12 protein-coding genes are annotated in these 11,926 nt (G+C 61.2%); 11 read left to right on the top strand and 1 reads right to left on the bottom strand.

Going from position 1 to position 11,926, the window contains the following annotated elements:
* Nucleotides 1-5: 5 nt before the first annotated feature.
* The 11 genes from paaD (at nt 6) to pdxR (ending at nt 10,827) form a co-directional block, all read left to right on the top strand.
* Nucleotides 6-503 carry a 1,2-phenylacetyl-CoA epoxidase subunit PaaD gene (gene paaD, locus OC597_RS06830; protein WP_261256173.1) on the top strand — a complete coding sequence of 166 codons (498 nt, stop codon included), beginning with the start codon at nt 6-8 and terminating at the stop codon, nt 501-503.
* Between the two features lie 8 nt (nt 504-511).
* Nucleotides 512-1,570, top strand: coding sequence for a 1,2-phenylacetyl-CoA epoxidase subunit PaaE (gene paaE / locus OC597_RS06825; protein ID WP_262208131.1), 1,059 nt, complete (start codon nt 512-514; stop codon nt 1,568-1,570).
* Between the two features lie 9 nt (nt 1,571-1,579).
* Nucleotides 1,580-2,353 carry a 2,3-dehydroadipyl-CoA hydratase PaaF gene (gene paaF, locus OC597_RS06820; protein WP_261256171.1) on the top strand — a complete coding sequence of 258 codons (774 nt, stop codon included), beginning with the start codon at nt 1,580-1,582 and terminating at the stop codon, nt 2,351-2,353.
* Nucleotides 2,354-2,356: 3 nt separating this feature from the next.
* A complete protein-coding gene (gene paaG, locus OC597_RS06815; RefSeq protein WP_261256170.1) occupies nt 2,357-3,148 on the top strand; it encodes a 2-(1,2-epoxy-1,2-dihydrophenyl)acetyl-CoA isomerase PaaG in 792 nt (263 codons plus the stop codon).
* Between the two features lie 2 nt (nt 3,149-3,150).
* Entirely contained in the window at nt 3,151-4,671 is a 1,521-nt protein-coding gene (locus tag OC597_RS06810; protein ID WP_262208129.1) for a 3-hydroxyacyl-CoA dehydrogenase, read from the top strand.
* Nucleotides 4,668-5,108, top strand: coding sequence for a hydroxyphenylacetyl-CoA thioesterase PaaI (paaI, locus tag OC597_RS06805; RefSeq protein ID WP_099064748.1), 441 nt, complete (start codon nt 4,668-4,670; stop codon nt 5,106-5,108). Before OC597_RS06810 ends, paaI begins: the two co-directional genes overlap by 4 nt.
* A complete protein-coding gene (pcaF, locus tag OC597_RS06800) occupies nt 5,105-6,310 on the top strand; it encodes a 3-oxoadipyl-CoA thiolase (protein WP_261462798.1) in 1,206 nt (401 codons plus the stop codon). Before paaI ends, pcaF begins: the two co-directional genes overlap by 4 nt.
* A gap of 17 nt (nt 6,311-6,327) precedes the next feature.
* Entirely contained in the window at nt 6,328-7,635 is a 1,308-nt protein-coding gene (gene paaK / locus OC597_RS06795) for a phenylacetate--CoA ligase PaaK (protein WP_261256787.1), read from the top strand.
* 78 nt (nt 7,636-7,713) lie between these two features.
* Nucleotides 7,714-8,652, top strand: a complete 939-nt coding sequence (gene paaX / locus OC597_RS06790) for a phenylacetic acid degradation operon negative regulatory protein PaaX (RefSeq protein ID WP_129936802.1) — start codon at nt 7,714-7,716, stop codon at nt 8,650-8,652.
* A gap of 12 nt (nt 8,653-8,664) precedes the next feature.
* A complete protein-coding gene (paaY, locus tag OC597_RS06785; protein WP_261424310.1) occupies nt 8,665-9,261 on the top strand; it encodes a phenylacetic acid degradation protein PaaY in 597 nt (198 codons plus the stop codon).
* 81 nt (nt 9,262-9,342) lie between these two features.
* Entirely contained in the window at nt 9,343-10,827 is a 1,485-nt protein-coding gene (gene pdxR, locus OC597_RS06780) for a MocR-like pyridoxine biosynthesis transcription factor PdxR (RefSeq protein WP_262208128.1), read from the top strand.
* A 121-nt stretch (nt 10,828-10,948) separates the two neighbouring features.
* Here the strand turns inward: pdxR and OC597_RS06775 are convergent, their stop codons facing one another.
* Nucleotides 10,949-11,851: a DMT family transporter gene (locus tag OC597_RS06775; RefSeq protein WP_261462795.1), complete on the bottom strand. Its 903-nt coding sequence runs from the start codon at nt 11,849-11,851 to the stop codon at nt 10,949-10,951.
* Between the last annotated feature and the right edge of the window lie 75 nt (nt 11,852-11,926).

The raw sequence follows: 11,926 nt of genomic DNA, 5'->3' as shown, positions 1-11,926 counted from the left end.
CCGTGATGAACATTACCCGGCTGCAGGCCGCCGAAATCCCGCAAATCTGGCACTGCCTGCAACAGATCAGCGATCCGGAACTGCCGGTGCTGTCGATTACCGATCTGGGCATGGTGCGCGACGTTGAAGCCGAGGGGCACGGCTGGCGCATTACCTTTACGCCGACCTACTCCGGCTGCCCCGCCACCGAGTTTCTGCTGGAGGCGATCGAACAGCGGCTGGCCGAAGCCGGTTTCAGTCCGGTGAGAGTGACCATCCAACTCAGCCCCGCCTGGACCACCGACTGGATGAACGCGGCTGCGCGTGAGCGACTGCGGGAATACGGCGTCGCGCCGCCACAGGGCCACACCTGTGACAAACCGCTGGCGCACGGCCCGGTACCCTGCCCGCGTTGCGGCAGCACCCACAGCGAGAAAATCAGCGAATTCGGCTCTACCGCCTGCAAGGCACTGTACCGCTGCTGCGATTGCCGTGAACCCTTCGACTACTTTAAATGTATTTAGGAATCGCCATGACGGTCTTCCATCGCCTGAACGTCGCCGCCATCGAGCGCGAAACGCCGGACGCCGTAGCCATCACTCTGCAGGTGCCCGAAGAACTGAAAAGTCACTATTGCTATACGCCCGGCCAGCACCTGACGTTGAAGGCGCTGGTCGACGGCGAAGAACTGCGCCGCTGCTACTCCATTTGCAGCTCGCCGCAGGAAGGGTTGCTGCAGATCGGCGTTAAAGCCATTCATCAGGGCCGCTTCTCCTCGTTCGTTAATCGCCTGCTGAAAGTCGGTGACGCGCTGGAGGTGATGGTGCCGCAGGGGCGTTTCGGCTATCAGCCACAGGCAGAAAACTGCGGTAACTATCTGGCGATTGCCGCCGGTTCGGGTATTACGCCGATGCTGTCGATCATCAAAGCCACGCTGCAACTCGAACCCCTCAGCAGCTTCACGCTGATTTACGGCAACCGCAGCAGCCGTTCGGTGATGTTCAAAGAGGCGCTGTGCGATCTGAAGAACCGCTACCCGCAGCGCTTTCAGCCACTGTACATGTTCAGCCAGGAGAGCCTCGACAGCCCGCTGCTCAGCGGCCGTATCGACCGAGAACACCTGCTGGCGATAGGCGACACCCTGCTGGATTACCGCGACTATGACCACGCTTTTATCTGTGGGCCTGAAAACATGATGGACGACGCCCAGAGCGTACTTGAACAGGCCGGCGTGCCTGCCGGACACATTCACAGCGAGCGTTTTAACACCAGTGGCATAGTCGCCCGCCCGGTCAATGACGCTAACCGCAACGCCACCCGGGTTGAGATTTTGCTTGATGGCCGCCGGTTGAATATCGAAGTGAGTGCGCAGGATGACAGCATTCTGGATGCGGCGCTGCGTCAGGGCGCCGATCTGCCCTACGCCTGCAAAGGCGGCGTGTGCGCCACCTGTAAATGCCGATTGAAGGCCGGTCAGGTAGATATGGCCGTCAACTACAGCCTGGAGCCGGATCAGTTGGCCGCCGGGTACGTATTAAGCTGCCAGTCGTGGCCACGCGGCGACGGCGTGGTCCTGGACTTTGACGTATAGGAACCGACCATGGAAACCCCGTTGATCCTGCAACAACGCCAACAGCGCGTGATGACCCTGACGTTACAGCGTCCAGAGGCCCGCAACGCCCTGAATACCCCCTGCCTGGAACAGCTGGTTTATTGGCTGGAACAGGCCGACGCCGATGTCAGCGTCGGTGCCGTGGTGATTGCCGGTGCGCCCCGCTTCTTTGCCGCCGGTGCCGATCTGCATGAGCTGCAAAAACAAGATCTGCCTGCCGCGCTGACGGATCGCCGCCCACTGCTGTGGCAGCGGCTGGCCCAGTTCAGCAAACCGCTGCTGGCGGCGGTAAACGGCTATGCGCTGGGCGCCGGCTGCGAACTGGCGCTGGCCTGCGACATCATTATCTGCGGTGAAAGCGCCCGCTTCGGCCTGCCGGAAATCACCCTCGGCCTGATGCCAGGGGCCGGTGGCACCCAGCGGCTGATCCGCTGCGTCGGCAAGTCGCGCGCCAGCCAGATGGTACTGACCGGTGAAGCCATCAACGCCAGCTGTGCACTGCAAAGCGGCCTGGTCAGCGAAGTCTGTGTCGATGCGCTGACGCTGGAACGCACGCAGCAGATCGCCGAACGCATCAGCCTGCAGGCCCCGCTGGCATTACGCGCCGCCAAACAAGCATTGAAACAGGCTGAGGAAACCGGCCTTAGCCAGGGGCTGGCCATCGAGCGCCAGCAGTTTGTCACCCTGGCCGCCACCGACGATCGCCGTGAAGGCATCGCCGCCTTCTTCGAAAAACGTACGCCAAACTATCAGGGGCGCTGATTTATGGATAACGCATTGATTCTCACCCATCTGGAAGCCGGGGTGCTGACACTGACTCTCAACCGGCCGGACCGGCTCAACAGCTTTAACGACGAGATGCACCGCCAGCTTAGCGAAGCGTTGACCCTCGCCGAACGCGACGACAGCGTGCGCTGTCTGCTGATCACCGGTGCCGGGCGCGGATTTTGCGCCGGGCAGGATCTGAACGATCGCAACGTCAGCGTTGAACAACAGGCACCGGATCTTGGCCTGTCGGTAGAACGCTTCTACAACCCGCTGATACGCCGCCTGACCGCCTTGCCGAAGCCGGTAGTCTGCGCGGTCAACGGCGTGGCAGCGGGAGCCGGGGCCGCTCTGGCGCTGGCCTGCGATATCGTGATCGCCGCCGACAATGCCAACTTTATCCAGTCATTCTGCCGTCTGGGGCTGGTGCCGGACTCCGGTGGCAGTTGGTTCCTGCCGCGCCTGGCAGGCCACGCCCGCGCCATGGGCATGGCGATGTTGGGGGACAAAGTCAGCGCACAACAGGCACTGGCCTGGGGGATGATCTGGCAGGTGGTGCCTGCAGATGAACTGGCTGCCACCAGCCAAACGCTGGCGCAGCATCTGGCAACTCAACCGACCTACGGACTGGGGCTGATTAAAAAAGCCCTCTACAGTTCGGCCAGCAACACCCTCGATCAGCAGCTCGATTTAGAACGCGACCTGCAGCGTCTCGGCGGCCGCAGCGATGATTACCGTGAAGGGGTCAGCGCCTTCTTCGCCAAGCGCCCTCCTTCTTTCAGCGGGAAATGACCATGAGCCAGCCGAACTTCAATGCCAGGGTCGCGGTGATAGGTGCCGGTACCATGGGCATCGGCATCGCCCAGGTGGCCGCCGCAGCCGGGCATCCCGTGCAGCTGTTTGATATCAACGCCTCCGCTGCCCGGCAGGCGCTCAACGCGCTCGCCCAGCGACTGCGTCAACGGGTGGCTGCCGGTAAGGCCGATGCCGCGACCACCGAAGCCTTGCTGGCACGCATTCAGCCAGTAGATTCGCTTAACCCGCTGGCCGACAGTGCGCTGGTGATAGAGGCTGTAGCGGAAAAGCTGGCGATCAAACAAAGCCTGTTCCGCGATCTGGAAGCCCTGTGCTCGCCCGCCACGCTGTTTGCCAGCAACACCTCGTCGCTGTCGATAACCGCGATCGCCGGTGCGTTGCAGCATCCACAGCGGCTGGCCGGGCTGCACTTCTTCAACCCGGCACCGCTGATGAAACTGGTAGAGATCGTCAGCGGGCTGGACACCAGTGCCGAAACCCTCGCCACGCTGCAAGCGCTAACCCGGCAATGGGGAAAACAAAGCGTGCTGTGCCGCTCCACGCCGGGGTTTATCGTCAATCGGGTGGCACGACCGTTTTATGCCGAAACCCTGCGCGCACTGGAAGAACAGGTCGCCGACGCCGCCACGCTGGATGCGGTGATGCGCGACGCAGGCGGCTTCGCCATGGGGCCGCTGCAACTGACCGATATGATTGGTCAGGACATCAATTACGCCGTGACCGAATCGGTATTTCAGGCTTTCTTCCAGGATCCCCGCTTTACCCCGTCGCTGGTGCAGCAGGAACTGGTGGCGGCCGGGCGTCTTGGTCGCAAAAGCGGCCGGGGGTTTTATCGCTATGGCGATCATCAGCCGCCGGCTGTCGCCATTCTGCCCCCTTCCACGGCAGCATTGCCACATAGCATCACGCTGCATGGGGATCCGCAGGGTATGGCCGTGCTGAGCGAGTTACTGGCCGGAAATGCGGAGTCGATCAAACAATCTGGCCTGACCAGCACCTTTGCCCGGATCGATGAAGTTACATTTATGTTAACGAATGGTAAAACAGCCAGCCAAGTCGCCGATGAAACCGGAACCCCCGTGGTGCTGTTTGATCTGTCCGCCAACTACTCGCAGGCCTCCACCGTTGCTATCAGCTGCGCAGCGCAAAACGATGCCCGTCACAACGCCAGCGTGGTTCGCCTGCTGCAATCTCTCGGCAAGAAGGTGATCGCCTTGCCGGACTACCCCGGCCTGTTGGTGATGCGCACCCTCGCCATGCTGGCCAATGAAGCGCTCGACGTGGTGAACAAGGGCGTCGCCAGTGCCGAGGATACCGACCAGGCCATGCGCTTCGGCGTCAACTACCCACGCGGTCCGCTGGAATGGGCCGCCGCCCTGGGCTGGCGACAAATCCTGACCACGCTGGAAAATCTGCAACACCACTACGGCGAGCCCCGCTACCGCCCAATGCCGCTGTTGCGCCATTACGCATCCCTCTCTTCAGGAGCCCAACAATGAACGCCAATACGCCCCACGCGCTGGCACAACGCTGCGCCGAACAGATGTTCCAGCAGGATACCTGCGCCCAGGCGATGGGTATGCGGGTGGATGCGGTCGATGCCGGTTTCGCCCGGGTCAGCATGACCGTCGGCCCGCAGATGCTCAACGGCCACCAGACCTGCCACGGCGGCCAACTGTTCAGCCTGGCGGACACCGCCTTCGCCTATGCCTGCAACAGCCAGGGGCTGGCGGCGGTGGCGTCCGGCTGCAACATCGAGTTTATCCGCCCGGCGTTGGCCGGCGATCGCCTGACCGCCAGTGCGGAAGTCCGTCATCAGGGCAAAACCACCGGGCTGTACGACGTGGAGATCGTCAACCAACTGGGCAAAACCGTCGCCTGGTTTCGCGGGCGTGCGCATCGCCTCGGCCATGCCATTTTAGGGGAGCAACCATGAGTCAGGCGTTTATCTGCGATGGCGTCCGTACGCCGATTGGCCGTTACGGTGGCGCATTGGCCCACGTGCGTGCCGATGATTTGGCCGCGCTGCCGCTGCGTGCCCTTTTAGCACGCCACCCTCAGGTGGACTGGTCGTTGGTGGATGACGTGATCCTCGGCTGCGCCAATCAGGCCGGGGAAGATAACCGTAATCTGGCGCGCATGGCGGCATTGCTGGCGGGCCTGCCGGTGAACGTTTCCGGCACCACCGTCAACCGTCTGTGCGGTTCAGGGTTGGACGCGCTGGCCATGGCGGCACGCAGCATCAAGGCCGGGGAAGCCGGGTTGGTGCTGGCCGGCGGTGCGGAATCCATGACCCGCGCCCCAATGGTGATGGGTAAGGCCGACACGGCCTTCAGTCGCCAGGCGCAGCTGTATGACACCACCCTGGGTTGGCGCTTTATCAACCCGCTGATGCAGACGCAGTACGGCACCGACTCAATGCCGGAAACCGCCGAAAACGTGGCGGCACAGTTCAATATCAGTCGCGCCGATCAAGATGCTTTCGCGTTGCGCAGCCAGCAGCGCGCGGCCCGGGCTCAGGAGTTGGGTTTACTGGCGCAGGAGATCGTGCCGGTCAGCCTCAGCGGTAAAAAAGGCGCGGTGACGCTGTTCAGTCAAGACGAACACCCGCGTGCAGATACCCGACTGGAACAGCTACAAGCGCTGAAAACGCCGTTCCGCCAACCCGGTACTGTGACCGCCGGTAACGCTTCCGGCTTGAACGACGGTGCCGCGGCGCTGATCGTCGCCTCCGAGGCGATGGCTGCCAGCCAGGGCTTAACGCCACGTGCACGCATCGTCGCCACCGCCACCTGCGGTGTCGAACCCGGTTTGATGGGCATCGGCCCGCTGCCTGCCACCCGCAAGGTGCTGGAATTGGCCGGGCTGAGCCTGGCGCAAATGGACGTGATCGAACTGAATGAGGCGTTTGCCGCCCAGGCGCTGGCGGTGCTACGCCAGCTTGGTCTGCCGGATGACGCCCCGCAGGTGAATCCCAACGGCGGCGCTATTGCCCTGGGCCATCCGTTGGGGATGAGCGGTGCACGTCTTGCGCTGGCCGCCCTGTTTGAACTGGAACGGCGTTCCGGTCGCTACGCGCTTTGCACCATGTGCATCGGCGTCGGCCAAGGCATCGCCATGATCATTGAGCGAGTTTGACCCCGAGGCTAATAATGATGACTACCAATCCACCGCCACTCGACGCCATTGAGTTCGCCTCGCGTGATGAGATTGAAGCGCTGCAGCTGGAACGTCTGAAATGGACGCTGCACCATGCCTATAACAATGTGCCGATGTACAAACGCAAGTTCGATCAGGCGGGCGTGCATCCCGACGATCTCAAACAACTGAGCGACCTGACCCGCTTCCCCTACACCACCAAACAGGACTTGCGCGACAACTATCCGTTCGACACCTTTGCGGTGCCAATGGAACAGGTGGTGCGCATTCACGCCTCGTCGGGCACCACCGGCCGACCAACGGTGGTCGGTTATACCCAGCGGGATATCGATAACTGGGCCGATATCGTCGCCCGCAGCCTGCGCGCCGCCGGGGCCACCGCCAAAGACAAGGTGCATGTGGCCTATGGTTATGGCCTGTTTACCGGTGGGCTCGGCGCTCACTATGGCGCGGAACGACTCGGGGCGACGGTGATCCCGATGTCCGGCGGCCAAACCGAAAGACAGGCGCAACTGATCCTGGATTTCAAACCCGATGTGATCATGGTAACGCCGTCCTACTGTTTAACGCTGATTGACGAACTGGAACGAAAAATGGGCGGCGATGCCCGTGGTTGCTCATTGCGTCTGGGGGTGTTTGGCGCAGAACCCTGGACCGAAGCGCTGCGGCACGAAATTGAAAGCCGCATGGGCATCAAGGCGCTGGATATTTATGGCCTGTCAGAAGTGATGGGGCCAGGGGTAGCGATGGAATGTGCCGAAAGCGGTGGCGGCCCGACCATCTGGGAAGACCACTTCCTGCCGGAAATCATCTGCCCGGAAACCGGCCTTGCCCTGCCGGACGGCCAGCACGGCGAACTGGTGTTCACCACCCTGACCAAAGAGGCGCTGCCGGTGATCCGTTATCGCACCCGCGATCTCACCCGTCTGCTGCCCGGCGATGCCCGCCAGATGCGCCGCATGGGGAAAATCACCGGCCGCTCTGACGACATGCTGATCATCCGTGGCGTCAATGTGTTCCCATCGCAGGTGGAAGAACAAATCATGCAGTTCGAACAGCTGTCACCGCACTACCAGCTGCAGGTCAGCCGCAGCGGACACCTGGATACCCTGGCGGTACGCGTTGAATTGAAAGAGGCGGCGCTCAGCCTCAGTCACCAGCAGCGCTGTGAGATTTGCCACCAGCTGCGCCACCATATCAAGTCGATTATCGGCGTCAGCACTGACGTCAGCATTGCCAACTGCGGTGATATTCCCCGTTCGGAAGGCAAGGCCCAGCGGGTGGTCGATCTGCGACCACGCTGATCCTGCCGGCGTCACGGATGACGCCACAATAATTTGTGGTAATGTTGTGTCTCATCGTCGGCTAACCCATGGAAAAATATGGAACATAAACTGGATGAGTTTATCCGCCATGCTATAGACGCGCAGCCGATCAGCGGTACCTCACTGATTATCTCCCTGTACGGCGATGCGCTTAGCCATCGCGGCGGCGAGGTGTGGCTCGGCAGCCTGAGCGCGCTGCTGGAAGCACTGGGTTTTGGTGACCGCTTTGTGCGCACTTCGGTATTTCGCCTGCAAAAAGAGGGCTGGCTGGCAGTCGAAAAAATCGGCCGCCGCAGCTTCTATCGGGTGACCGATCAGGGCATGCGCCAGTTCCGCCACGCCGAGTCGAAAATCTACCTTAGCGAGCCACCGGCCTGGGACGGTAAATGGGATCTGCTGTTGCTGGAAAGCGCGGAAAAAAGCGAGCGGGCACGGCTGAAAAAAGAGCTGGGCTGGTTGGGCTTCGGCCAGATCGCCAATAACCTGATGGCGGCCCCCACCCATGCACAAACCGACGTCACCGCCCTGCTTGGCGAGCTTAACGCCAGCGAACAGGTGATCTACTTTCGCGCCGACTACCCCTACAACCGTTCCGAGCAAACCCTGCAACAGCTGGTGGCCAACTGCTGGGCTTTGGGCGACGTGGCCGCCGATTATCATGAGTTTATCGTCTCTTTCCGCCCGCTAATGACACTGCTGCGTGAAACCGACGATGCGCTGCTGACGCCCCAGCGCTGTTTCCAGATTAAGCTATTATTGATCCACTTCTTCCGCCGCGTGGTGCTGAAAGATCCCCTGCTGCCGGATGCTTTATTGCCTGTCCAGTGGGAGGGGCAGATCGCCCGTAACCTGTGCATCAATATTTATCAGCGGGTGGACCGTGCCGCGACCGAGTATGTCAGCACGCTGGCGGAAACCACTATCGGCGCTCTGCCCGCCCCGGCGGCCGGTTATTACCGACGCTTTGGCGGCCTGCCGCGCGATCCTTCACTTTAAGGAGCTTTTGCTATGCCTGTGTATCAGATTGACGGCCTGACGCCAGTGGTAGACCCCAGCAGCTATGTGCACCCGACCGCGGTGCTGATTGGCGATGTGATCGTCGGCAAACGGGTGTATATCGGCCCCAATGCCAGCCTGCGCGGCGACTTTGGTCGACTGGTGATCGGCGATGGTGCCAATATTCAGGACAACTGCGTGATGCACGGCTTTCCGCAGCAGGACACCGTGGTGGAACAGGACGGTCATATCGGCCACGGCGCGATCCTACACGGCTGCCGCATCCGTCGTAACGCCATGGTCGGTATGAATGCGGTGATCATGGACGGTGCGGAGATCGGTGAAAACAGCATCGTCGGTGCCATGGCGTTCGTCAAAGCCGCTGCGGTGATTGAGCCCAACAAGCTGGTAATCGGTAGCCCTGCACGGGTGTTGCGCGACCTGACCGAGCAGGAGCTGGCGTGGAAAGTGGCCGGTACGCGTGAATATCATGACCTGGTGTTGCGCTGTCGCTCCTCGCTGCGGGAAGTGGCTCCACTGACCGAAATCGAACCGGGCCGTCAGCGGTTGAGCTTTGGCGACCACCTGATACCAAAAAGTCAGCTTTAAGCCGGGTAAAAAGCGCCGTTTCAACCCAAAGTGGTTTACAGTGAAACCCCTGTTTAACTTCTTTTATCTGGACCGGAATTGATGCCCAGAACGGCTAAAACGGTGGAAGTCCCCGCTATCGGTGAGCTTGATCGCCACGCGGGGCAGTTGAGTCTGCAACTTGCCCAGGCGCTGCGGGCCGCTATCAATAAGGGCGAACTGAAGCCCGGCGATCCCTTGCCCTCAACCCGCGTGCTGGCGGGCGCGTTACGGCTGGCCAGAGGCACAGTGCTGGCCGCCTTCGAACAGCTGACGGCGGAAGGGTTTCTGGAAGCGCAACCCGGTTCGGGCACCCATGTCGCCCTGTCACTTCACCTCCAGCCCCCTGCAGCAAGCCATAGCGCTGAAATTTGTGACATCCCGCTTTCCAGTCAGGCGCAGGCATTGGCGCAATTTGCCAGCCAGCTACGGCCACTGCCGCCGGTCCCCTTTACCGTCTCGGTACCGATCAATGATACCGCGCCCGATGACGTCTGGCGTCGCCTCGGTAACCGTATCCGCGCACGCGGGCCCGGTGCCCCCGCCGGTTATGGCGAGCCGTTGGGTGCGTTGCCGTTACGCAAGGCCGTCTGTGAATATGTCCGCAAGTCCCGTTCGGTGATCTGTACGCCGGAACAGGTGATTATCACTTCCGGCACTCAACAAGGGTTGTATCTGGCCACGCAAATCCTGCTGGATGCCGGTGACACCGCCTGGGTGGAAGATCCGGCCTATCACGGCATTACCGCCATCTTCAAGAGCGTATTCCGCGACCGGCTAATGGCCAGAGTCCCGGTCGATGCCGAAGGGATTGACGTGGCGGCAGGCAACAAAATCGCGCCGCAGGCCAAAGCCGTTTTTGTTACCCCTTCTCACCAATACCCGCTGTGCATGCCGATGAGCATGTCGCGTCGGCTCGAACTGCTGGCGTGGGCCAAACAGCAGCGGGCCTGGATTGTCGAAGACGACTACGACAGTGAAATGCGTTATTCCGGCCATCCGTTTCCCTCTTTGCAGGGGCTGGATCCGGCCAGAGTTGTCTATCTGGGTACCTTCAGCAAGATCCTTTTCCCTTCATTGCGCCTGGGTTATGCCATCCTGCCCAGATCCTTGGTAGATGCCTTCTGCGGTGCACGAGTGCTGATGGATCGCCACCCACCCAGCGCCGATCAACACGTACTGGCCAGTTTTATAGCGCAGGGGCATCTGGATCGTCATATCCGCCGCATGCGCAGCGTGTATGCGGAAAAACGGCGGGTATTAACCGAAGCCATCAATGCCCATGTTTCTGCCGAGCTGGCCGCCCTGCACCCCAGCGATCAGGGCATGCATCTGGTGTTGTGGTTGAAGGCGGGACTGGATGACCAACAGGTCGCTCGCCGTGCCGCCGAAGCCGGGGTGGCGGTAAGCGCACTTTCGCCGATGTATGCCGTCGGCAGCGGGAAAAGCGGCTTGATACTCGGATTGGGTGGCTACGATGAGCTGCAGATCCACCGCGCTGCCCAACAACTGAATCAGGTGCTGGTGACGTTGGCCGAGGCAGGGTAAAGCGACGAGATTGAGATACCCGGGGCGACCCAGGGGTGGGGCGTCCCTGCGGGAACCCCATCCCCGGTTTCCCCTAATATCGTGTTTAAGTGAAGGGGTCTCAGGCATTATCTTGCCCGGTTTAACGTGAAAACCGCTTCGCGCCGTACACGCAGACCAACACCCCGGCCATGACGGCCAGCATCGAAGGCTGGATGGTTTCATGCAGCACCAGCCCGGCCAGCGCCAGACCAAAAAAGGGCTGTAGTAATTGCAGTTGCCCCACCGCGGCAATGCCGCCCAGCGCCAAACCGCGATACCAGAAGATAAAGCCAATCCACATGCTGAACAGCGAAATATAGCCCAGAGATAGCCAGGCCCCGACGCTGACCTGCGGCCAGGTTGCTGGTGCGGCCCAAACTGCAACCCCGGCCGTCAGCGGCAAAGCCACCACCAACGCCCAGGAGATCACCTGCCAGCCACCGAGCTTACGCGTCAACATTGCGCCTTCCGCGTAGCCCAAACCACAAAGCAGTACCGCAGCCACCATCAGCAGGTCACCGGCCCAGGAAGCACCCGCCCCCTGACTCAGCGCGAAAGCCCCCACCAGCAGGCTGCCCAACACCGAGAACAACCAGAACGCCGCTTTAGGCCGTTCCCCCCCACGCAGTACACCAAAACAGGCGGTCGCCAAGGGTAACAGCCCGATATACACCAGCGCATGCGCCGAAGTGGTGTGCTGCAAGGCCAATGCCGTCAGCAAAGGAAAGCCGATCACCACCCCGATCGCCACCATCACCAGCGGCACAAGATCCTGACGCCGTGGCCAGCGTTGACGCATCAACCCCAAGGCACAAAGGGCCAATAAGGCTGCCAGCACCGCTCGCATCGCGGTCAGGAACAGCGGATCAAACTCCTGCACTGCCAGGCGCGTAGCGGGCAAAGAACCGCTAAAAATTAACATGCCCAAAAAGCCGTTGACCCAACCCTGCATCGAATGACGGCTACCGCCGATAACCTGGTTTTTTTCTGTTTCACTGCTCATGGCAACACCACTCTACATCGGCGAAAGATCCCCTATTCTCCGGTTAAAGTGGCTTGTTGCCAGAGCCAGATAATC

It is taken from the genome of Serratia proteamaculans (genome assembly GCF_946227095.1).
Classification (GTDB): domain Bacteria; phylum Pseudomonadota; class Gammaproteobacteria; order Enterobacterales; family Enterobacteriaceae; genus Serratia; species Serratia proteamaculans_E.
This window is presented reverse-complemented; position numbering and strand designations above follow the sequence as displayed.